This is a genomic window from Amycolatopsis roodepoortensis (genome assembly GCF_024628825.1).
GTDB classification, from domain to species: Bacteria; Actinomycetota; Actinomycetes; order Mycobacteriales; family Pseudonocardiaceae; genus Amycolatopsis; species Amycolatopsis roodepoortensis.
Window position 1 is genome coordinate 1343035 of the sequence record NZ_CP102415.1, and the last position, 21181, is coordinate 1364215.

19 protein-coding genes are annotated in these 21181 nt (G+C 68.6%); 7 read left to right on the forward strand and 12 right to left on the reverse strand.

Going from position 1 to position 21181, the window contains the following annotated elements; translation table 11 throughout:
• Window positions 1-13: 13 nt before the first annotated feature.
• Entirely contained in the window at window positions 14-1555 is a 1542-nt protein-coding gene (locus NQK81_RS06330) for a phage tail sheath family protein (RefSeq protein WP_257487459.1), read from the reverse strand.
• 197 nt (window positions 1556-1752) lie between these two features.
• Between NQK81_RS06330 and NQK81_RS06335 the strand changes: the two genes are divergently transcribed.
• The gene (locus tag NQK81_RS06335) at window positions 1753-5112 is read left to right on the forward strand and encodes a phage tail protein (protein ID WP_257487460.1); all 3360 of its coding nucleotides are present in this window, start codon (window positions 1753-1755) and stop codon (window positions 5110-5112) included.
• 424 nt (window positions 5113-5536) lie between these two features.
• Here the strand turns inward: NQK81_RS06335 and NQK81_RS06340 are convergent, their stop codons facing one another.
• The 3 genes from NQK81_RS06340 to NQK81_RS06350 all read right to left on the reverse strand — a co-directional run bounded on the left by NQK81_RS06340 (window position 5537) and on the right by NQK81_RS06350 (window position 9008).
• Window positions 5537-6265 (reverse strand): eCIS core domain-containing protein, encoded by a 729-nt coding sequence (locus tag NQK81_RS06340; protein WP_257487461.1) that lies wholly within the window; start codon window positions 6263-6265, stop codon window positions 5537-5539.
• A 113-nt stretch (window positions 6266-6378) separates the two neighbouring features.
• Window positions 6379-8352 (reverse strand): ATP-binding protein, encoded by a 1974-nt coding sequence (locus tag NQK81_RS06345; protein WP_257487462.1) that lies wholly within the window; start codon window positions 8350-8352, stop codon window positions 6379-6381.
• Window positions 8349-9008, reverse strand: a complete 660-nt coding sequence (locus NQK81_RS06350; protein ID WP_257487463.1) for a Pvc16 family protein — start codon at window positions 9006-9008, stop codon at window positions 8349-8351. The genes NQK81_RS06345 and NQK81_RS06350 overlap by 4 nt, the downstream gene beginning before the upstream one ends.
• 388 nt (window positions 9009-9396) lie before the next feature.
• Between NQK81_RS06350 and NQK81_RS06355 the strand changes: the two genes are divergently transcribed.
• Complete coding sequence (locus NQK81_RS06355; RefSeq protein WP_257487464.1) at window positions 9397-10542, forward strand: ATP-grasp domain-containing protein; 1146 nt, start codon at window positions 9397-9399, stop codon at window positions 10540-10542.
• A 68-nt stretch (window positions 10543-10610) separates the two neighbouring features.
• On the opposite strand, the gene NQK81_RS06360 is transcribed toward NQK81_RS06355, so the two are convergent.
• Window positions 10611-11396 (reverse strand): S1 family peptidase, encoded by a 786-nt coding sequence (locus NQK81_RS06360; protein ID WP_257487465.1) that lies wholly within the window; start codon window positions 11394-11396, stop codon window positions 10611-10613.
• 486 nt (window positions 11397-11882) lie between these two features.
• On the opposite strand from NQK81_RS06360, the gene NQK81_RS06365 reads away from it, so the two are divergent.
• Window positions 11883-12653 carry a hypothetical protein gene (locus tag NQK81_RS06365; protein ID WP_126730935.1) on the forward strand — a complete coding sequence of 257 codons (771 nt, stop codon included), beginning with the start codon at window positions 11883-11885 and terminating at the stop codon, window positions 12651-12653.
• A gap of 352 nt (window positions 12654-13005) precedes the next feature.
• On the opposite strand, the gene NQK81_RS06370 is transcribed toward NQK81_RS06365, so the two are convergent.
• Window positions 13006-13536, reverse strand: a complete 531-nt coding sequence (locus NQK81_RS06370) for a CGNR zinc finger domain-containing protein (RefSeq protein WP_257487466.1) — start codon at window positions 13534-13536, stop codon at window positions 13006-13008.
• 104 nt (window positions 13537-13640) lie between these two features.
• Between NQK81_RS06370 and NQK81_RS06375 the strand changes: the two genes are divergently transcribed.
• Together NQK81_RS06375 and NQK81_RS06380 are read left to right on the forward strand one after the other, a co-directional pair.
• Window positions 13641-14510, forward strand: coding sequence for an alpha/beta fold hydrolase (locus NQK81_RS06375; protein ID WP_257487467.1), 870 nt, complete (start codon window positions 13641-13643; stop codon window positions 14508-14510).
• A gap of 37 nt (window positions 14511-14547) precedes the next feature.
• Window positions 14548-14778, forward strand: coding sequence for a hypothetical protein (locus tag NQK81_RS06380; RefSeq protein ID WP_192744960.1), 231 nt, complete (start codon window positions 14548-14550; stop codon window positions 14776-14778).
• A 9-nt stretch (window positions 14779-14787) separates the two neighbouring features.
• Here the strand turns inward: NQK81_RS06380 and NQK81_RS06385 are convergent, their stop codons facing one another.
• Together NQK81_RS06385 and NQK81_RS06390 are read right to left on the reverse strand one after the other, a co-directional pair.
• Complete coding sequence (locus NQK81_RS06385; RefSeq protein WP_257487468.1) at window positions 14788-15549, reverse strand: ABC transporter permease; 762 nt, start codon at window positions 15547-15549, stop codon at window positions 14788-14790.
• A complete protein-coding gene (locus NQK81_RS06390; protein WP_371878854.1) occupies window positions 15546-16319 on the reverse strand; it encodes an ABC transporter ATP-binding protein in 774 nt (257 codons plus the stop codon). Before NQK81_RS06390 ends, NQK81_RS06385 begins: the two co-directional genes overlap by 4 nt.
• A gap of 175 nt (window positions 16320-16494) precedes the next feature.
• On the opposite strand from NQK81_RS06390, the gene NQK81_RS06395 reads away from it, so the two are divergent.
• Entirely contained in the window at window positions 16495-18312 is a 1818-nt protein-coding gene (locus NQK81_RS06395; RefSeq protein WP_257487470.1) for an APC family permease, read from the forward strand.
• Here NQK81_RS06395 and NQK81_RS06400 read toward each other — a convergent pair.
• From NQK81_RS06400 to NQK81_RS06415, 4 genes are read right to left on the reverse strand one after another with little or no spacing between them, the layout of a single operon-like run.
• Window positions 18291-18596, reverse strand: a complete 306-nt coding sequence (locus NQK81_RS06400; RefSeq protein ID WP_126730924.1) for a DUF1048 domain-containing protein — start codon at window positions 18594-18596, stop codon at window positions 18291-18293. The two genes, NQK81_RS06395 and NQK81_RS06400, sit on opposite strands and share 22 nt — an antisense overlap.
• A 1-nt stretch (window position 18597) precedes the next feature.
• Window positions 18598-18954, reverse strand: coding sequence for a DUF1048 domain-containing protein (locus NQK81_RS06405; protein WP_257487471.1), 357 nt, complete (start codon window positions 18952-18954; stop codon window positions 18598-18600).
• Window positions 18951-19277: a PadR family transcriptional regulator gene (locus tag NQK81_RS06410; RefSeq protein WP_126730920.1), complete on the reverse strand. Its 327-nt coding sequence runs from the start codon at window positions 19275-19277 to the stop codon at window positions 18951-18953. The genes NQK81_RS06405 and NQK81_RS06410 overlap by 4 nt, the downstream gene beginning before the upstream one ends.
• A gap of 52 nt (window positions 19278-19329) precedes the next feature.
• Window positions 19330-20289 (reverse strand): GlxA family transcriptional regulator, encoded by a 960-nt coding sequence (locus tag NQK81_RS06415; protein WP_257487472.1) that lies wholly within the window; start codon window positions 20287-20289, stop codon window positions 19330-19332.
• A gap of 72 nt (window positions 20290-20361) precedes the next feature.
• Here NQK81_RS06415 and NQK81_RS06420 point away from each other — a divergent pair, with 72 nt between their 5' ends.
• Window positions 20362-21174 (forward strand): dienelactone hydrolase family protein, encoded by an 813-nt coding sequence (locus tag NQK81_RS06420; RefSeq protein ID WP_257487473.1) that lies wholly within the window; start codon window positions 20362-20364, stop codon window positions 21172-21174.
• Window positions 21175-21181: the final 7 nt, after the last annotated feature.

Here is a 21181-nt window from a genome sequence, read left to right on the forward strand (position 1 = left end):
CGGAGCCCTTTCACTATTCGTTGACCAGGCTGGTGCCGCCGGACATCTGGGCCAGCCGGAAGATCACGAACTCCGCCGGTTTGACCGGCGCGATGCCCACTTCGCAGATCACCTGGCCGAGATCGATCCCCTCGGCCGGGTTGGTCTCCCGGTCGCACTTCACGAAGAAGGCTTCGTCGGGAGTGAGGCCGAACAACGCCCCCTTGCGCCACTCCATCACCAGGAAAGCGCTGATCGTGCGCCGGATCCTGGCCCACAGCGCGTCGTCGTTCGGCTCGAACACGACCCACTGGGTGCCGTTGAGGATCGACTCTTCGAGGTAGTTGAACAGCCGCCGCACGTTGAGGTAGCGCCACGCCGGGTCGCTCGACAACGTGCGCGCTCCCCAGATCCGGATCCCCTTGCCCGCGAAGGAGCGCACGCAGTTCACGCCGATCGGGTTGAGCAGCTCCTGCTCCGCCTTGGTCAGATGGGTCTCGAGCGCCAGCACGCCGCGAACGACCTCGTTGGCCGGTGCCTTGTGGACACCGCGGGTCGCGTCGGTGCGCGCCCAGACCCCCGCCATGTATCCGCTCGGCGGCACGAACGTGTTGGTCCCGCTGGCGGCGTCGAGCACCTGGACCCACGGGTAGTACAAGGCCGCGTACTTCGAGTCGTACCCGGCCTGGTCCATCCGCCAGGAGCGGATCTCCTGCGGGTTGAGCCCGGGCGGCGGGTCGACGATCGCCATCCGGTCGCCCATCAGCTCGCAGTGCGCGATCATCGCCAGCTGGACGGCCTTGACGCCGTCGAGATCGATCAGATCGCGCTGGTGGGCGGCCATCAGGTCCGGCACCGCGACCATGGTGATCTCGTCGATCGCCTCCAGGCCACCGAAACCGGTGCGGTCGGCGACGTCGCCGACGTAGTCGTCCGCCGCGATGCGACGCGGGACGGGCGGTGGCTGCGGCGGTTCGGTGAGCACGGCGGTGCCCCGGTCCGGCTTCGCCACCGCGCCACCGGTCGCGAGCTCTTCGATGGTGATGAAGCTCGACTTCTCGCGCACCGACGTGACGACGTTCTCCTTGGTGCGCTTGGTGGTCACGTTGTGGGTCTCGACGACCTTGCCGTCCTTCTTGACGAGCACGGTGAACCGGTCGTCGCCGGGGTTCTCCCCGGCCGGTTCCGTGACCTCGACGGTGAGTTCACCGGGCTGGCCACCGCCCGAGAGCTCCTTCGCGACGAATCGGTAGCCGCCGAGCACGGCCTGGCGCGTCGCGGCCTTCGGTGCCGCACCGTTCTCCTGGCCCCGAGGGCCGCCGATGCGGACGATGTAGCAGTTGGCCCCGCCGTTGAGGAAATAGCCGTAGACCGACTGGGCCAGATAGCAGCCTTCGACGAAGTCGCCGAAGGTCTGGGTGAACTGGGTCCAGTTGGACACCAGGGTCGGCGTGTTGAAGGGGCCGTCCGCCGCGAAACCGACGAAGGCGGCGACGGCGGTGCCCACACCCTCGATCGGCCGGGCGCCCGCCTCGATCTCCTCGACGTACACACCCGGGGTGAGATAGGTGGGCATGCGAGCCTCCCATTTCGACACTGTCGGCGCACTCTCTGTCATCGGCGATGCTCCGGTGCGGGCGCGCACGGCGGAACGACCGAGCGGATAGGTCAGCGGGAACCAATCTCTGCCCGAAAAGGCAGCTGCCCGTTCGGGCAGCGGGGCCCGCCCTTCCGGCTGTTGGCAATCGGGACGGCGAAGCCGAAAGTGAAGGCATGCCGGCGGGCCGGGACAAGGTGGTACAGGCCCCGGCCGCGCGACCCGCGCGGCCGGACAAGCCCGCGCGCCGTGCCACCCCGCCGGCACTGCTTCGGCTGCAGGCCGCCGCGGGCAACGCGGCGGTGACCCGGCTCGTCGGTCTGCAGCGCAGCAGCTGCCCCGCTCCCCCGGTCGCGCCCACCGGGGTGACGCCCGCGTCGGACCCGAAGTTCGGGTCGCTCAAGAAGGACGTCAGCGGACAGGCGAAAGCGGCCAAGGCGCATCCGCCCGCCGCCGCGGAGGTCAAGAAGGCGCAGGACGCCGCGGTCGCGCCCGCCGACGACAAAGAAGCCCAGGCCAAGGCCGCACAGGCGGACAAGATGGCCGCCGCCAAACCGGCCGGGTTCGACAAGGCCGCCTTCGTCGCCGCGGTCAACGCCGCCGTGTCCAAGCAGGCGCCCAAGAATCTCGACGAAGCCGACAAGTTCGCCTCCTCCGGCAAGACGGACCAGATCAAGTCCGAAGTGATGGGCAAGGTCACCAGCGGCAAGGACGCTTCCGCCAAGGACGTCACCGACCGCACCAAGGAGACCCCGGACACCGGCAGGGCCACGGAAAAGCCGGTGAAACCGCTGCCGGAGGCCCCGCCGCCGCCCGCGTTGTCCCCGCCGGACCCCCGCAAGGCCACACCGGACAAGGCCCCGCCCGGCCAAACCGATCTGCGCGCCGATCAATGCGAAACCCACGGCAAAATGGCCGAAGCCGGGGTCACCGACGAGCAGCTCGCGCAGTCCAACGAGCCCGAGTTCACCGGCGCGCTCGCCGCGAAACGGGAGGGCGAACAACACACGGCGGCGGCGCCCGCGGCGGTCCGCGAGTCCGAGGCGGGCCGGCGGGCCGCCGTCACCGGTGCGGCGCAAGCGTCCGGACAGGCCGCGATGGCGGGTATGACCGGCGCGCGGTCGTCCGCCGGGCAACGCGGGCAGGCGGCGAAGACCGCCACGAAGGCCAAGGACGAACAGGACCGGGCCCGGATCACCGCGGAGATCAAGGCGATCTTCGACGAGACCAAGACGAAGGTCGAGGGTGTCCTCGGCGCCCTCGACGACCAGGTGGCCAAACGGTTCGAGACCGGCGAAGCGGCGGCGAAGGCCGCGTTCACCGCCGATCACCAGGCCCGGATGAAGAAGTACAAGGACGAACGCTACGACGGCGTCACCGGCGCGGCCCGCTGGACCTACGACCTGTTCGCCGGCCTGCCCGCCGAGGCGAACAACCTCTTCCTCGAAGCCAAGAAGGTCTACGAGTCGAAGATGCAGGGCGTCATCGGCGAGATCGCCGATTTCGTCGGCCAGCAGCTGACCGAGGCGAAGCGGCTGATCGCCGAAGGCCGCGAGCGCGTCCGGCAGAAGGTCGACTCGCAGTCCCCCGCCCTGCGCAAGATCGCGGGCGAGGCCGCCAAGGAGTTCGGGAGCCAGTTCGACGAACTCGAGAGTTCCGTCGACGAGAAACAGCAGTCGCTGGTCGACGATCTGGCCCAGAAGTACAGCGAAGCCCGCAACGCCGTCGACGAGGAGATCAAGGCGCTGCAGGCGGAGAACAAAGGCCTGTGGGACAAGGCGAAGGAGGCGGTCGGCGGCGCGATCGACACGATCCTCAAGCTGAAGGACATGCTGCTGGGCGTGCTGTCGCGGGCGGCGAACGCGGTCGGCCTGATCATCGCCAAACCGATCGAGTTCCTCGGCAACCTGGTCAGCGCGGTCAAGACCGGTGTCATGAACTTCGGCGCGAACATCGTGCAGCACCTCAAGGACGGGCTGAAGGCCTGGCTGCTCGGGAACCTGGCGAGCGCGGGTATCGAGATCCCGGAGACACTGGACGCCAAGGGCATCCTGAAGATGATCATGTCGCTCCTCGGGCTCACCTGGGCGAGCGTCCGCGCGCGGATCCTCCGCTTCATCCCGGAACCCGTGCTCGCCAAACTGGAGCAGACCTTCGAGGTGGTCAAGATCCTGATCACCGAGGGCGTGCCGGGACTCTGGCGCTGGGTGGTCGAGAAACTGGGCGACCTCAAGGAACTGGTGCTCGGCCAGATCAAGGAATTCGTGATCGAGAAGATCGTCAAGGCGGGGATCACCTGGATCATCTCGATGCTCAACCCGGCGGCCGCGTTCATCAAGGCCTGCAAGGCGATCTACGACATCGTGATGTTCTTCGTCGACAAGGCAGCCCAGATCAAGGAGTTCGTCTCGTCGGTGCTGGACTCGGTCGAGTCGATCGCCCGGGGCGGGGCGGGCGCGGTGGCGGGCCTGATCGAGCGGACCTTGGCCAAGGCGCTGCCGATGGTGCTCGGGTTCCTGGCGAGCCTGCTCGGGCTGGGCGGGATCTCGGAGAAGATCAAGTCGATCCTGGAGAAGGTCCAGGCCCCGGTCGGCAAGGTGATCGACACGGTGGTCGGGACGATCGTCAAGGCGGGCAAGAAGATCTGGACGAAGCTGAAGGGCAAGGGAGCCAAGGTCGTCGAAGGCGCGAAGTCCCTCAAAGACGCGCTGTTCGCCAAACTCAAGAAGAAGACCGCGGTCACCATGAAGGGCAACAGTCACTCCCTCTACATGGAAGTCCGCGGCGGCCGTCCGGTCCTGATGATGGCGAGCGACGCCGACCCCCTGGTGGACAAGATCGACCGGGCACTCGAGCACAAAATGATCAAGAACAGGCCTGCCGTGGCGACCCAGCTGTCACAAATGCGCGGCGTCGTTGTCGGGCACGAGACGAAACTGAAGGACGCCCTCGCCACGAACGCCCGGGAGGAAATCCAGAACGCCGAGGCCGCGATCTGGCAGGAGCGGCGCCTCATCGCCTCCACTCTGCAGGCGATCGGTCACGAGATCGACCTGGACATGCTCAAAGAGTCCACCTACGTACTGGGCGGCGAGGTTCGCTCCGAGTTCCGCACCGACGGCAAGTTCCGCCCCACGTTCTACGGAAGCTTCAACGGCCCCGCCAAACTCAAGCGCCAGTCGGAACTCAGTCGCCTGATGAGCCAGAAACTGCGGGAAGCGGCTCGCTGGCAGCACGACCCGGTGTTCAAGATGAACACCTCGTACATCTGCCCCGGCAAGGACTACAAGTCGCCACACCTTGTCCCAGGAATAGGAAACTCCGCGATAAACCTCGATCACAAGGATCCTTCCGTGATCAAGCACTGGAACGACACCGGACGCAAATCCGATCAGGATGCCCGCACGAAGTTCTTCAACAAACTCGACAATCTTCACGGCATGTGCGGAACCTGCAACAAATCCAATGGCGCCGCGGAAAGCGGAACGGGAATCTGGACCATCCAGCCTGGCTTCAAGGGACCGGACGGCACCTGATGGTCTTACACCGGGAGTCGTGAGTGGCAATGATCGTTCTAACCGTCATCATCACTCACGAGCTTTCGGCGACTGTCGGTGCCAGGCCCTTGTCCGTCATGGGGAGTGGTGTCGCGAAAGCCACTTTCGGGACACCAGACGTCCCGAAAGTGGCTTTCGCGACATGTTCACAGGGTGGTGCCGGGCCCGGCCACGGTCGACGTTGCGAAAGCCACTTTCGCCACCCTCAACGTTGCGAAAGTGGCTTTCGCAACCCGGGCCAAGGGCGGCACTCAGCAAGGCTCCGGCGAGCAAGAAACGCCGATACAGACTGGGCCGCCCGTCCAGTCACGTGTGTCGTTTCCTCGGTCACGCGAAACCGCCCGACCGCAGGTATTCAAGAAACCCTTGGCTCTAACCGTCATCACCACTCACGACCCGGGAACTATGCCTCTTCTTCGGCTTCTTCCTCGCGCTGCACGTACGTCTGCGCCATCTTCTCCTCTTCGCCTTCCTCGGCCTCAGGAGCTTCTTCGCGCTGAACGTGCGCATCGCCGTCGTCCTCGCAACGCTGGACGGCAGGAGAAGGTGCAGGCGCAGGAGCCGACATCAGCCGGTCCGCGTTCGCGACGGCCTCGCGCTCGAACCGATCCGAGGGATCCGAGACCTTCACCCCGCCGCCGGCGTCGGTCCCGTCGACCGGTCCGCTCCGCTGCTGAACGACATGCGTCAGCTCGTGCGCCAGCATGTGCTTGCCCGCGTCCGACCCCGGGTCGTACTTGTCCCGCTGGAACACGATGTTCGAACCGACCGTGTAGGCCTGCGCGTTGACGGCCTTCGCCGAGTCGTGCGCCGCGCCGTCGGTGTGCACCCGGACGTCGCCGAAGTCGTGCCCGAAACGGCCTTCCATATCCGCCCGGGTCTCGGTGTCCAGCGGCGAACCGCCACCGGAGCCGACGACGTCGTGCACCGGCGAACGTTCTTCTTCGACCAGGGTGCTCGCACCGGCGTTTCCGACCGCGCGCTGCAGATCCAGCATGCCCGCGGGGCCGAGGACGTCGGGGCGCCCGGCCGCGGCGGCGCGGCCGAGCAGGCCGCCATCGTCCCGTTCCGGCCGGTCGCCTTTCGGCCGCAGGCTCGCTTCGAAGTCGTTGTCGTGACTGTGCCCGCGCATGGTCCGCTCCCTCGGGTCGCTACGCCGCCTGTCCAGCTTGCGCCGTCGCGGCGCCGCGCGCCAGGCTGCCTCGCACGGCCGAAGGGGCGGCATCGGCTGCCCGAACGGGCAGGTCAGCCCTCGGTCACCATCGCCAGGTACGGGCCGAACTCGCGGTCCAGGCACAGCCGGCCCAGCTTGCGATACTCCCGCGCGACCGCGCCGACCAGATCCGGCATCGCCACCGGGCGGCCGGCCTCCGCGGCCAGATACGCGCCGGTCACCGCTGCCGAGCGGATATGTCCTCCGGCGAGCTCGAACGCTTCGGCCAGGAAACCCAGGTCCAGGTCGTCGGCCCGGGGCAGCCGAGCGCCGAGGCAGCGGTCCCACAACTGACGCCGCAACTCGACGTCCGGCAACGGGAAGTCCACGATCACGTCCAGCCTGCGGGTGAACGCCTCGTCCAGGTTCGCCCGCAGGTTGGTGGCCAGCACCGCGATGCCGTCGAAGGTTTCCATCCGCTGCAACAGGTACGCGCTTTCGATGTTCGCGTACCGGTCGTGCGCGTCGCGGACCTCCGACCGCTTACCGAAGATCGCGTCCGCCTCGTCGAACAGCAGCACCCCGTTGACACCGGCGGCCTCGGTGAAGATCCGTTCCAGGTTCTTCTCCGTCTCGCCGACGTACTTGTCGACCACGGTCGCCAGGTTCACGGTGTACAGATCCATCCCCAGCGAGGCGGCGATGACCTCGGCGGACATCGTCTTGCCCGTCCCCGAATCCCCGGCGAAGAGCCCCGTGACACCCCGGCCGCGGCCGCCACCCGGCCGCATCCGCCACTCGTCGAGCACCTGGTCCCGGTAGCGTGCCCGCGCGGCCAGTTCGTCCAAAAGGGACAGTACGCCCGCGGGCAGCACGAGGTCGCTCCAGCCGACGACGGGTTCGATCCGCCGGGCGAGCCGTTGCAGACCGGCCGCGTTCTGGCTCCGCGCGCCCGCGCGCAGGTGGGACGTCCGCACCGGCCCGCCATCGGCCAGCGCCGTCACCGACGCCGCCTTCGCCGCACGGGCGATCTGCCCCGGCCCCAGCACGAAATGCGCGGTCGCCGCTCCCGGGTCGACATCCGGCGCGAGCACACCGTCGAGATGGCCGCGCCAAAGACCCACCCGGCTCGCCGCGGACAGGGGGAACGCGTCGAGCTGCAACGGCGGGATGGCGCTCCACCGTGGGTCCCAGGCCCCGGTGCCGTGCACGATCACCGGGACCGCCGGATGAACGAGCTTCTCCAGATGCGGGGAATCGTCGACCGGCCCCAGCACCAAACCCGCACCGCGCAGCAACGCCTCCCGCACGAGCGAACCGGTCAGCTCGCCCTGCCACCGCGCCGCGTCGACCACCAGCGCGGGAAATCCGGCCCCGGTCAGCGCGGCGGCGCCGAGTTCTTCCGCGCCCCCGCCGGGATGCTCTCTCAGGTAGACCAATCCGACCTGGCCCCTGATCGCCCGGGCGAGCCGATCCGCACCGGACACGTCGGTGAGCTCCGTGCCGAGGCGGGCGCATCCGGCGAGTTCCGGGGCGAGCCGATCGTCGCCCAGCAGGTGGTTCACCACCCGGTCGGGTACCCGAAGCGTGCGTGACAGGAAGGGACGGTCCTGCTCTTCGAGGGTGAGGAGGCCACACGTGATCAGCGGAGCGTCGGCGTCGAGCCGCGCCCGGCCGGCGGCGGACGCTTCGGGGATGCCGCACAGGCGCAGGGCCAAGCCCGCTGTCGCCCGGCGGCGGGTCACGTCGTCGTTCAGGTAGCCGTAGAACTGCTCGAACCGGCTGTCGAGGTCGGGCGCGAGCGCGACCAGCAGCAGTTCGACGTCGACACCGGTGAGTCCCGCGCGCTTCGCCAACGGGTTCAGGCGGCCGTCCGGCACGGAGTCCGTGAACGGCGGGAACGGCTCACGGTGGCCTTCCAGCAGCGCGTCGATCGTTTCGTCCGACAGGTACAGCCCGCGGAAGGGGTCGTCGGGGTTCGGGTCGGCGGCCCGGCGGCTCTCGACCGCGTCCCGGATCCGCTGTTCGAGCCGGGCCAGCCGCTCGAACAGATACTCCAGGCTCATCGCGACTTCCGGTGGGTGCGCGCCATCGCGACCCGGCGTTGTCCTTCGACCGCCCCGCTCTCCGCCACCCGGTGCCCGACCACGTCGCCGTCCCCGGTATCGAGCTTCAGGCCTTCCTTCGGCGGCCGTTCGGCCGGGTACACCCGTCCACTGTGGACAGGAGCGGAGATGACGACGTCCAGCGACGGTTTCAGCTCGCCGCCCAAGGCGGTCCAGACGTCGGCGAACGCCCGGTCTTCGGGCGGCGGCAACGCGACCGTCATCGGCACCGGCAGGCCCATCCGCGCCAGTGACCCGGTGAGCACCGACTCCGGGACGGCATCGTGGGCGAGCAGGCCGAGCAACAGGTCGGACAGCACGCGATGCTCGTCTTCCGGGCGCTGCGTCCAAGCGGTGACCAGATAGGACAGCTTGATGTGCCGGGGCGGAAGGTGCCGAGCCGCGACCTTGCCGAGCGGGTCGTACTCGTTGAGCAGGCCCCGCGAGCGGCGGCGCAGGTCCTCACGGACGTCGTAGAGGTAGACGTTCACCGTCGGAGCGTTGCGCCGCGACGCCCACTCCTTGGTCGGCGCGTCGAACGCGACTTCGATCTCGCTGCCGCGCCGGGCCTCACCCCGGACCAGCAGGCGCAGCGCCTCATCGACCTCATGGATCACTGCGGACCTCCTCGGACGGCGGTCCTCCCACGATGGTCGGGGCGGCGACGGCAGGACACCCGCGCGACGGCAGACCTTCGGGTACGCCCGGCTGCCCCTACGGGCAAAGACGCGGCAGACGAGCTGGTCACCATCGGGGTCACCCGCCGGACATCGGGAGTAGCCTGGGTGTCGGAGCCTCCTGCCAGGACGCCGACGACCGACCTGCCCTCGTTCGTCGACCGGAGTCAGGCAGCAGGCCTGACCCGGCCGGCGGCACCGGTTCCCCCGTTCCACCCGCACGCCACCGCCGGTTCTGGCCGGTCCCACTCACTCCCACAGGAGATCCTCCATCAGTGTCCCCGTAGTTCTGCCGTACGCCGTCAGCGCTCCTCGTTCCCTCACCGATGTGTACGGCCCGGGCATCGCCCTCTGCGCGCGGCCCGAGCTGGCCGCCGCCGAACCAGTGAACAGGCACCGTCACAGCCGTGACGTCGTCTCCGCACGACCGATCGCCGTCGCGGCCGACATGCCGGTGATCTGCAGCGCCGGTGGCACCGACCCGGATCTGCTGGCGCTCCTGCGGGCCGGCGGCCTGCCTGTCGGCACGGATCTGCGCGAGTTCCGAAGCGAACGGGAATTCGCCGCCCGCGTGACCGAAGCGATGTCCGACGGCCTGCTGATGTCGATGGAGTACCCCCAGCCGACCACGCTGTGCCCGGACGCACGCGCGCTCAAAAGCGCGCAACTGGTCGGCTACTTGAACAACAAGGCCAGCATCACCACGTTGGTCGATCCCCGGTTCCAAGCGCACCGCAGCGTCGTGACCCGCGCGCAACTCGCGGAGGCGGCGCCGGCGGAGAAGTCGTGGGTGCTCAAGGCCGCGACCAACGACGCGCACGGCGGCAGCCTCGACGTCTATCTGCACGAGGCAGGCGAGCGGATCGTCCTGCCGGCGTTCACCGACGTGCTCGGCGAGTTCGTCGTCGAGGAGTACCTGCAGATCGTGCACAACTGGGGACTGCAGTTCTACGTGGGAGCGGACGCGCGGGCCCGCCTGCTCGCCGTGACCGAACAACGCGTCGACGCGACCGGGATCTACACCGGCGGCATCTTCGGCGCGGTCACCACTCCTCCCGCCGAACTGCTCGCCGAATGCCTGGCGATCACCCAGCGCGCGGCCGATGTCGGCTACCGCGGCCTGTGCAGCCTCGACTGCGCTCTGACCAGGGACGGCCAGCAGGTCGTGCTCGACCTGAACTTCCGGATCACCAGTGGCTCGATCCCGTTGCTGGCGATGCAGTCCGTCCGCCCCGACGCCCTCGACCGCCCCGCCGAGTCCGTGAAGCTGACCGTCGCCGGCGCACTCACCGACCTGCTCGCCGAGGTTCGCCCGGCGCTCGCGGACGGTGGCCTGCTCATCGTGGCCGGTCATGACACCGGCCGCACGGACGCTCCGATCAGGCGGAGCACCTTGCAACTGCTGGTCCTCGGGGACGACCCCGACGAGGTGACCGCTCGGCGCCGGGCGCTGGAAGAAAAGACCCGCCGGTAACGCTCGTCAGGGACGTGCCGCGAAAGCCACTTCCGCCTGAAGGTGGCTTTCGCGACACGCCCCCGAGATCACGCCACGGCCGGCGTCCGGCCAGTCTGCTCGGCGATCCAGTCCCGGTACACCGTCACGTCGGTCCAGATGCCCAGACCGCTGGCGCATTTCGGATCCGCGTCACCATCGCGGCTGGTGGCACCGACCAGCTCCCACTCACCGGGCCTGCCCTTGATCTGCGGCCCGCCCGAGTCGCCGTAGCAGCCCATCGCGTCCGGCGTGTCGGAACCGGTGCAGATCTCCTTGCCCGCGACGAGGCTGCGGCAGTCTTCGGCCGGCCTGACCTTGGTGTCCAGCTCCTGGAGGATCTCCGGCGCGCCGCAGTTCTGCTCGGCGCAGTGCTCGCCCCAGCCGAGGATCCGGGTCCCCGTCCCCGTGCCGCCGACGGCTTCGGCGATCTTGATCGGCTGCTCGGTCACCGGTTTGTCCAGCCGCACCAACGCGATGTCCTGGCCAAGCGGCTCCTCCCCGGTGAAGTCCGGGTGCACGATGATCCGGCTGACCCCGGTCTCGGTGCCCCCGCTGTCGTGCTGCCGCGCCCCGATCCTCGTCCGGATCTGCCCCGGCTGCGCTCCCCGCACGCAGTGCGCCGCGGTCACCACCCAGTCCTCACTGATCAGCGAACCGCCGCAGAAGTGCCGCCCGCCCTCCTGCAGCGACACCATGAACGAATAGTTCTCGGTGGCGTCGCGCCCACCGATGACGTAGGGCGTCGGCCCGTCGGCCGCCGCCGCGATCCCCGGTACCAGCACCGCTCCCGCCGCGGCCAGCCCGACCATCAGTACGCCTGTTTTGCGAAGCATTATCGTGAACTCCCCGTAGACGACGAATTGCTGACAGTCGTCACGCTATGGGGTGATGATCACAGCTGGATCGGCTCATCGGCCGGGGGTACCTCGGCCGAATGGCCGACCCAGCGTGACAGCGGGACCGGCAGGTCGGACCCGGTCTGGTGGCGAGCGGGCGAGGTCGCGCTCGAGATGGCGTGTTGCGGGCGAGGTCGGTGGTCGGGGTGACGGCTCCTTTCGCCGCGTCCAATGCGGTGAGGCCTTCGCCCCCGGCCACTCACCCGCGCCGGCCACCTCGCCGCCGGCGCCAGTGTCGCGAAAGCCACTTTCGCGACGCCTGATGTCCCGAAAGTGGCTTTCGCGACACGTTCGACCGGCACCCCGTTCGGCACTCCCGACCCGGCGGGCGGCCTGGTTCGTCACGATCCGCATTCCGAAACCCGGATGACCTCGATCGGGTCCACCAGTAGTCTCCAGCGGACAGTGCGAGGGGGAATGATCATGTCCAGCCATTTCGACGCGATCGGGATCGGCGTCACCGACCAGGACGAGTTCGGCGAGCGAGTGGTCTCCTTGATCAGTGCGGGCACGGCCCGACAGGTCGGCAAGAAGACCAGCGAACACGTCTGGACGGACCCGTCCGGGGCCCGGCTGGTCGCGCAGGTTCGCAAGGGCGAGATCGACTTCCTTCTGCCGTGCCTGGCAGGCACGGCGCCCGCGGTGCCGGTGAGCGACGTTCACCTCGTCGACGACGAGACCGCGATGCTCGACCTCCTCGACGGCGTCGGCGGGGAGATGGTCTGCCCCGTCGCGGTCGAACTGGAAGACCGGGCGGTCCTCGCCCACTCCGGCGGGCGGCTCGAGTCCGGCTCCCTGGTGCTGGCGGCCTTGGCCGAAGACATCACCGTGCACGCCGACGCCGATGCCTACTACGCCTCGCAGGACGACGACGGACCGAAGTTCGCCGCCGACTACTTCATCCCGTCCGGCACCTTCGCTCTCGAGGAACCCTCGCCCGGCTGGACGCCTTCCGCCCACGCGCTGTTCGCCGGCGAGGTCGTCAAGGCCGAAACCCCTGTGAACACAGCCACCGGCAAGGCGTTCCATCGGATCCGGGTCCGCACCATCGCCGCGATCGAACTCGACGTCGCCATCGCGGCCACCGATCTGGAGCGGCCACCCGCGCCCGGCAACATCGTGACGGGGACCTTCTTCCTGACCGGAAGCTTGGGACTGCAGGAAAGCGCCGTGAAGCGACGCCGCTGGTTCTAGGCGGTAGCTTTCAAAGGACGGCCCAGGCGGTGTCCTGCAAGTCTGCCCGAGTGTCCACAAAGGACGCTTGATGCTTATCTGTCCGGCTTCATGTGGGGCCGCGGGCGGCAAGGAGGGTTCTAACCCTCTTTGTCACTCACGACCCCTTGTGAAGCCACTCAAACCGGCCTGATCAGGCACCATCGCCTCGAAAAAAGGCCCTTTGTGGACACTGGTGCCGCCGACGGCATCCCGCGAGTGATCGTGGGGCCGGAGCACGTCGCGAAAGCCACGTTCGCGACGCCTGATGTCCCGAAAGTGGCTTTCGCGACACGTGGGCGCGACGACCGCGAACCGATTTGCGAGGCGGTAGCTAGGCCGTCCGTTCGCGGCGATAGTGACGAGCGGCCTTCGCCCGGTTGCCGCAGGTTTCCATGGAGCACCATCGCCTGGTGCCGTTCCGGGTCGTGTCGTCGAAGTACAGCGTGCACACCGGATACGCCGAGCACCGCTTGATCCGTTCCGGGCGCGCGCGAAGCAGGCTCAAGTAGCCGTACGCCGCGAGCCACGCGGGCCGCCAAGCCGCTTCCTCGACCTCGATCACTTCTTCGGGGCCGCCTTGCCCCAGCTCCGGCCGCAAACGCCCGCGCGCCAGCACTTCGTTCAGGGCGCGTTCGGCGGAGGCGCCCGGGCTTTCGAGCACCTCGCGCAGGACGGAACGCGTGTGCCGCAACGGTTCCTCCGCCCCCGGGGTATCCGGTAGGCCCCACTCGGCCAGCCAGGCGGCGACCCCGCCGGGTTCGTCGAAGACGTCCCGCTGCTCACCACGTTCGGGCCACGTGGTGTTCAGCAGGTCCAGGGCGATCGGCTCGCCGATCAAGGGGCGTTGGGACACAGCCGTCATCCTACCCTCCGTCGACCGCTTGACAGGTTAGGTCTCCTCCTGCTTACCTCTAACCGTTCTCAAACATTTAGACGGTTAGACGCAATCGCGAGGAGCACCCACCCATGTCCGAAGCCACCTTGCACCGCACGGCGACCATCGACGGCCGCAGCGTGTTCTACCGGGAAGCCGGCGATCCGGCCGCGCCCACCGTGGTGCTGCTACACGGTTTCCCCACGTCGTCGCATATGTTCCGCACGCTGATCCCGGCGCTGGCCGACCGGTACCACGTCATCGCCCCCGACCACATCGGCTTCGGATATTCGGACGCTCCGCCCGTCGACCGGTTCGACTATTCGTTCGAGAACCTGACCGCGATCACCATGGGCCTGATCGACACGCTCGGCCTGGACCGTTTCGCCCTGTACATCCAGGACTACGGGGCACCCATCGGGCTCCGCATCGCGAGCCGTCACCCGGACCGGGTGAGCGCGCTGCTGGTCCAGTCCGGCAACGCCTACGTCGACGGCTTCACGCCGTTCTGGGACGTCCTGTTCGCGCACGCCAAGGACCGCGAAACCCACGAGGAAGCCGTGCGCGAGCTCCTGAAACCCGCCGCGACCCGCTGGCAGTACACCCACGGCGTCCCCGCCGACCGGCTGGACCGGCTCGCCCCGGACACCTGGACCCTCGACCAGACCCTGCTCGACCGCCCCGGCAACCAGGAGGTGCAGCTGCAGCTGTTCTGGGACTACCAGTTCAACCTCGACGCCTACCCGGACTTCCAGCGGTACTTCCGCGAGCACCGGCCGCCGACCCTCATCACCTGGGGCGAGCACGACGAGATCTTCGGCGCCGACGGAGCCCGCGCGTTCCTTCGCGACCTGCCCGACGCCGAACTGCACCTGCTCGACGCCGGGCATTTCGCGCTGGAGACCCACGGCGCGGAGATCGCCGCCCTCGTCAGGGACTTCCTCGGCCGCGTCCCGCGCTGACCGCGGCCGTATCCTCGAGGTGAGGCGGAGGTGGGAAGTGACGGACGAACAGCTGCTCATCGAATTCGCGCTGACCCGCATGGACCATCCCGACCTCGACCTCGAGGAAGTGGCGACGCTGACCGTCCGGCGTCTCGGCGAGGACCGGATGCTGGACTTCGCCGGGCGCACCCTCGTCAGCCGTGGCGAACTACGCGGAGCCGCGTTCCCGGCCGCGGTCGAACACGTGCTCCGCGTGGTCCTCACCCTGCGCGGCCCGGACGACTGACCGGCGACGTCAGGAGATCTTGCGCCGGTAGCTGATCGTCGCGAACGCGTACGCGACGATCAGCAGACCGGCGCACCAGGCAAGGGCGATCCAGATGTCGTCGCCGACCGGTTGCCCGCCGAAGAGATCCCGGATGGCGTTGACGATCGACGTCACCGGCTGATGCTCCGCGAAGGCCCGCACGGGGCCGGGCATGGTGGCGGTGGGCACGAAGGCCGAGCTGAGGAACGGCAGGAAGATGAGCGGGTAGGAGAACGCGCTCGCACCGTCGACGGATTTCGCGGACAGGCCGGGGATGACGGCCAGCCAGGTCAGCGCCAGGGTGAACAGGAGCAGGATGCCGGCGACCGCGAGCCAGGTCAGCACGCCCGCGGTGGACCGGAAGCCCATGAGCAGGGCCACGCCCACGACGATGACGAGCGAGATGAGGTTGGCGACCAGCGAGGTCAGCACGTGCGCCCACAACACGCCCGAGCGAGCGATGGGCAGGGATTGGAATCGCTCGAAGATCCCGCTCTTCATGTCCGTGAAGAGCCGGAGCGCGGTGTAGGCGACCCCCGACGCGACGGTGATCAGCAGGATGCCGGGCAGCATGTAGTTCACGTACGAGTCCGTCCCCGTTTCGATCGCGCCGCCGAAGACGTAGACGAACATCAGCATCATGGCGACCGGCATCATCGCGGTCGTGACGATGGTGTCCATGCTGCGCGTGACGTGTTTCATCGAGCGGCCGAGCAGGACGGTCGTGTCGCCGAGGAAGTGCTTGCTCATCGTCCGCTCCCTTCCTTGTCCGCGCCGACGATGGCCAGGAAGACGTCTTCGAGTGACGGCTGTTTCTCGACGTATTCGACCTCGGCGGGCGGCAGCAGCCGTTTCAGTTCGGCGAGCGTGCCGTTCACGATGATCCGTCCTTTGTGGAGGATCGCGATCCGGTCGGCGAGCTGTTCGGCCTCCTCCAGGTACTGCGTCGTCAGCAGGACCGTCGTGCCGCGGGCGGCGAGCTCCCTCACCGCGGCCCACACCTCGGCACGGGCCTCGGGGTCGAGCCCGGTGGTGGGCTCGTCCAGGAAGATCACCGGCGGATTCCCGATGAGGCTCATGGCGATGTCCAGCCGCCGTCGCATACCACCCGAATACGTCGACACCTTCCGCGCGCCGGCGTCGGTCAGCGAAAACCGTGCCAGGAGGTCGTCGGCGATCTTGCCCGGCTGTTTCACCTGCCGCAGCCGGGCGACCAGCACGAGATTCTCGCGTCCGCTGAGGATCTCGTCGACGGCGGCGAACTGCCCGGTGAGGCTGATGCTTTCCCGCACGTCGGCCGGCCGCGTGGCGACGTCCCAGCCGGCGACGCTCGCCGTCCCCGCGTCCGCCTTGAGCACCGTGGACAGGATCCTCACGACCGTGGTCTTGCCCGCCCCGTTGGAGCCGAGAAGGGCGAAGATACTGCCCCGCGCCACCTCGAAATCGACGCCTCGTAAGACATGCAGAGCCTTGTACGACTTCTCCAGGCCTCGCACCCGGATCGCCTCGGTTTGCCGCACGACCATCATCCACCCCTTCTTGAGCACTACTCAGTAGCACTGACTACTGGTAGATAGTAGCACTGACTAGTGGTCACGCAAGGGCGTCAGTTTGCTGTCGGGTTCACCCGGATCGGTGTCAAGAACCCGTCAACGCCCTCGAACCGAAGTGCGGCAGAACCCCAGGCTGACGGGCGTGACCACGACACTCACCCGCCCCGAGCGCGGTACCGACCGCGCCGAACGGCACCGGCTCTCCGTCGTCGGCGGGCTCGCCGCGCTGTCCTTGGACGCCATGGCGTCGGTCGCCTACGGACCCGAAGCCATCGTGATCGTGCTTGCCGTCGCGGGCGGCGCGGGTCTGGGCTTCACCCTGCCGGTCACGCTCGCGATCGCGGTACTGCTGGGCGTGCTGACGCTGTCCTACCGCCAGGTGATCTCCGCGTTCCCCGACGGCGGCGGCGCCTACGGGGTCAGCCGGACCTATCTCGGACGGCGGGCGTCCCTGGTGGCCGCGGCTTCCCTGATCGTGGACTACGTGCTCAACGTCGCGGTCTCCGTGGCGGCCGGGGTCGCCGCGCTGACGTCGGCGTTCCCCGGCCTGCTGCCGTACAAGCCGTGGTTGTGCCTCGGCGTTCTGGCACTGGTCACCGGCGTGAACCTGCGCGGCATCGCCGAAAGCGCCAGGGTGTTCGTCGCGCCCACGGTGATCTACGTCGGCGCGATCCTGACCGTGGTCGTCGCCGGCCTCGTCCGCGACGAGCCCGCCGCGGTGATCGCCGCGCCGGAACACCCGCAGAACCTGCAGACGGTCGGAATCCTCTTGCTGCTCAAGGCTTTCGCGAACGGTTGCGCGGCGCTGACCGGTGTCGAGGCGATCGCCAACGCCGTGCCGTCGTTCCGCAAACCGCGGGTTCGCCGCGCTCAGCACGCGGAGATCGCACTGGGCGGCCTGCTCGGCGTCATGCTCATCGGGATCGCCGTGCTGATCGGGAAGTTCGGCATCCACCCGGTGGACGGCGTCACCGTGCTCTCGCAGGTGACCACGGCGTCCTTGGGCGACGGCTTCGGCTTCTACCTGGTGCAGTTCTCGACCGTGGTGCTGCTCGCCCTGGCCGCGAACACCTCCTTCGGCGGGCTGCCGGTGCTGGCGCAGTTGCTGGCGAAACACAACAAGCTGCCGCATGTGTTCGCCCTGCGCGCCGAACGCCAGGTGTACCGCCATGGCGTCGGTTTCCTCGCCGTCACCGCCGCGCTCCTGCTCGTCGTCACCGACGGTGACATGAACACCCTGGTCCCGCTGTTCGCGATCGGCGTGTTCGTCGGGTTCACGCTCTCCCAGCTCGGAATGGTCCGGCACTGGCGACGCACCCGCCCGGCCCGCTGGCGCGCCAAGGCCACGCTGAACGGCTTCGGCGCGCTGCTCACCGGAGCCGCGGCGATCGTGGTGACGACGACCAAATTCGGCGAGGGCGGCTGGCTGATCGTCCTCACGCTGCCGCTGCTGGTGGCGGCCATGGAATGGGTCGAACGCAGCTACCGCCGGATCGGCGACCGGCTCGAACTCGGTGTCACCCCGGCTCCCCCGCGGCCGAACCGTTCGGTCGTGATCGTCCCCGTCCACACCGTTTCCCGCCTGACCCGGGACGCCCTCGCCGCCGCGTTGTCACTCGGCGACCACGTCCAGGCGGTGCACGTCACCCATCCCGACGACGAGCAGGCGTCACGGGATTTCGTGGCAGCCTGGGAAGCGTGGCACCCCGAAGTGGCCCTGGTTCAGCTCCACGACGAACGCCGCCGCCTCGGCGAACCGCTCGTGGAACACCTCCGCACCGTCGGCGGACGGCACGTCTTCGTGCTGATCGCCGAGGTCGAACCGGAGCACTGGTGGCAGCGGATCCTGCAGAACCAGCGCGGAGCCGTGCTCGCCCGCGCCCTGCGCCGTCGCTCGGACGCCGTCGTCTGCCGGATGCGCTTCCGGATGAGCTGGCGTCACTTGCCGAGGGACTCCTGATAGAGATCCGCGTGGGTGGGCGTGTCCTTGATCAGCTCGTCACAGAACGCGGCGACGTCTTCGCCGATGAGTGCCATCACACCCTTTCCGGACGCCACACCCTCCTCGAAGAAATCCACGATCCCGGGCAGCAGCGGCCCGTCGGCCAGGTCGACCGGTCCCACCTTGAAGAGGTACTTCTGCATCTCCTTGTAGACGATCTGGTAGTCCGGCGGGAGCGCCTTGACCCGGGCCACGTGCGCACGCCACTGCTTCTTGCCCTCGATGATGTCCTGGATGCCCACGTCAGCCTCCCAGCTGCTTCAGTTTCCTGGCGACGTTCCTGTTCAGCTGTTCACGCCAGCGGTCGCGGTAGCCACGGCGGCGCTCCCCTCCGGCCAGCGCCGCACAGAAGCCCTCGATGTCGTCGCCCAGCACCTCGCGCGCGCTCTGGCCGTCCGCGGCCGTTTCCTCCAACAGCCCGAGGGCGCCGTCGAGAATCGGCAACAGGTTCCTGCCGGTGAAGTCCGAATAGGACGAAAGATGCGCGGTGATCTCCTCCCACGCCGCCCGGTGGTCGGCGGGCAAGGCCCCGGCCCTGCCCTCGAAGGCCTTCCATTCCCTGGTGAGATCGTTGCCCGTGACGGTGTCCCAGAACTTCATTTCCCGCCCTCCTTGAGTTCGTCGATCCGCGACGTGACGAATTCCCATTTCGCCCAGAACTTCGCGAGCTCCTCGCGCCCGGCGTCGTTCAGCGCGTAGAACTTGCGCGGCGGCCCCTGCTCGGACGGCCGCTTCGTCACCTGGACCAGTCCGTTCTTCTCCAGCCGCAGCAGGATGGCGTACACCGTCCCCTCGACCACTTCCGCGAAGCCGAGCTCGTTCAACCGGCGAGTGATGGCGTACCCGTAGGTCTCCTCGCCGCCGACGATCTCCAGCACGCAACCCTCGAGCGTGCCCTTCAGCATCTCGGTCAGACCGTCCATCGTGACCCTCTTCGATCCAGTACTCAGTGACACTGACTACTGGAGGAAAGTATCACACGCGCCGGAAGGCGGCCCGGTAGTCGCCGGGCCGCCGTCCCGTGTGCTTCGCGAAAAGGGCCGCGAACGTCCCTGGATCCCGGTAGCCGACGGCGGCACAGATCGCGGCGACCGTCCGATCCGTCGTTTCGAGGAGGTGGCGGGCGCGCCGGACGCGTGAGGAATGCAGGTATTCGAGCGGTGTCTGCCCGGCCTCCTCCGCGAACCGCCGCAGCAACGTCCGGGTGCTGACGTTGAACCGTCCGGCCAAGGCCGCGAGGTCGTAGCGGACGGCCAGGTTCTGGTCCAGCCATCGCATGACCCGGCGGGAGAAGGCGTTGCCCGGCTGAGGCAGGAGCCGCGTGTCGACGTACGGCGTCTGCGACGACCGCGCGTCGTCGACCAGCGCCACCCGCGCCGTCGTCCGCGCCACTTCGGCGCCGCTGTGCTCGCGGATCAGCCCGAGCGCGAAGTCGTACATGGCGCTGAACGCCGCCGTCGTCGTGACTCCGCGGTCGGTGACGACGAGCCGCTCGGGCCGGACTTCGGTTTCAGGGCACCGTTGCGCCAGTTCGTCCGCGAAAAGCCACGAGGTGGTGGCGCGGCGATGGTCGAGCAGCCCGGCCGCGGCCAGCAGGAACGCGCCGACACACAGCGAGACGACGACGTGGCCCGCGGCGGCGTGCGACCGGATCGCTTGGATCTCCGGTGCGAGGTTCGCGATCTTCGCGTCGATGTCCTGCCCCGGTACGAGCTCGAATCCCGGCACGACGAGGACGTCGACTTCACGCAGCGGCGCGACGACCACCCCGGCACCGCCCGACACCGTGACCCGGCGGCGAGGGGAAACGACGGAAACCTCGTATCCGGCGTGGTCCGTCCCCGCGACGTGCGCGGCCATCGTGAGGAGATCGGGGACACCGAACACCTCTGACGCGAAGCAGCCTGGGTAGGCCAGGACCCCCACTCGCAGCATGTGGCGAGATTACCCCGGAATCCGGCGATCTGGCCTATCCCCGCGAAGGCCGCGCAGGTCGAGGCTTTCGCCATGCGTGGACACTCCGACGATGCCCTCACCGACTTCTCCCACCGGCTCGTGGAGGTGGACGGCGTGACGAAAACGGTGCACGTCGCGGGATCCGGCCCCGGCGTGGTGCTGATGCCGGAAATGCCCGGCATCAGTCCCAACGTCCTCCGGTTCGCGCGATGGATACGAGACGCCGGCTTCACCGTCTACGTCCCCTCGCTCTTCGGGCGCGACGGCGCCTATCCGACCGCGGAGGACGGCGAGCAAGTGGTGCGCCGCGCGTGTGTCAGCGCGGAATTCCGGGCGTTCGCCGGAGGCGGGACCAGCCCCGTCACGCGGTGGCTGCGGGGGCTCGCGCGGATCGCGCACACCGAATGCGGCGGCCCCGGGGTCGGCGCGATCGGCCTCTGCTTCACCGGCAACTTCGCCCTCACCATGGCGCTCGAACCCGCCGTCGTCGCACCCGTGGTCAACCACCCGTCGCTGCCGCTGGACGACCAGGGCGCGCTCGAACTCTCCGACGAGGACGCGACCGAGGTCCGGGACCGGATCGCGCGCGACGGCCTGAAGGTGCTCGCCTACCGCTTCGAGGGCGACCGCTGGTGCACCGGGCAGCGATTCGCCGCCTATCAGGCCCTCCTCGGCGACGCTTTCGACGGACGGGTGCTGCCGGACAGCGCCGCGAACACCGACCCGCCACCGTTCTTCCGTGACCTGGTCGGCACCCCGCACAGCGTCGTCACCGCGCACTTCGTCGACTCCGAGGGGCATCCCACGCGGCGTGCGAGGGACGAGATCCTCGCCTTCCTCGCCGACCGGCTGACGGCACGGTAGAAACGGG

Excerpts from the sequence above, each read along its gene's own strand:
- NQK81_RS06405 (WP_257487471.1), bottom strand. The coding sequence starts at position 18,954 with ATGAAGTTCTGGGACACCGTCACGGGCAACGATCTCACCAGGGAATGG.
- NQK81_RS06340 (WP_257487461.1), bottom strand. The coding sequence starts at position 6,265 with ATGCGCGGGCACAGTCACGACAACGACTTCGAAGCGAGCCTGCGGCCG.
- NQK81_RS06370 (WP_257487466.1), bottom strand. The coding sequence starts at position 13,536 with ATGACGGCTGTGTCCCAACGCCCCTTGATCGGCGAGCCGATCGCCCTG.
- NQK81_RS06375 (WP_257487467.1), top strand. The coding sequence starts at position 13,641 with ATGTCCGAAGCCACCTTGCACCGCACGGCGACCATCGACGGCCGCAGC.
- NQK81_RS06335 (WP_257487460.1), top strand. The coding sequence starts at position 1,753 with ATGCCGGCGGGCCGGGACAAGGTGGTACAGGCCCCGGCCGCGCGACCC.
- NQK81_RS06410 (WP_126730920.1), bottom strand. The coding sequence starts at position 19,277 with ATGGACGGTCTGACCGAGATGCTGAAGGGCACGCTCGAGGGTTGCGTG.
- NQK81_RS06365 (WP_126730935.1), top strand. The coding sequence starts at position 11,883 with ATGTCCAGCCATTTCGACGCGATCGGGATCGGCGTCACCGACCAGGAC.
- NQK81_RS06345 (WP_257487462.1), bottom strand. The coding sequence starts at position 8,352 with ATGAGCCTGGAGTATCTGTTCGAGCGGCTGGCCCGGCTCGAACAGCGG.
- NQK81_RS06420 (WP_257487473.1), top strand. The coding sequence starts at position 20,362 with ATGCGTGGACACTCCGACGATGCCCTCACCGACTTCTCCCACCGGCTC.
- NQK81_RS06330 (WP_257487459.1), bottom strand. The coding sequence starts at position 1,555 with ATGCCCACCTATCTCACCCCGGGTGTGTACGTCGAGGAGATCGAGGCG.
- NQK81_RS06415 (WP_257487472.1), bottom strand. The coding sequence starts at position 20,289 with ATGCTGCGAGTGGGGGTCCTGGCCTACCCAGGCTGCTTCGCGTCAGAG.
- NQK81_RS06385 (WP_257487468.1), bottom strand. The coding sequence starts at position 15,549 with ATGAGCAAGCACTTCCTCGGCGACACGACCGTCCTGCTCGGCCGCTCG.
- NQK81_RS06360 (WP_257487465.1), bottom strand. The coding sequence starts at position 11,396 with ATGCTTCGCAAAACAGGCGTACTGATGGTCGGGCTGGCCGCGGCGGGA.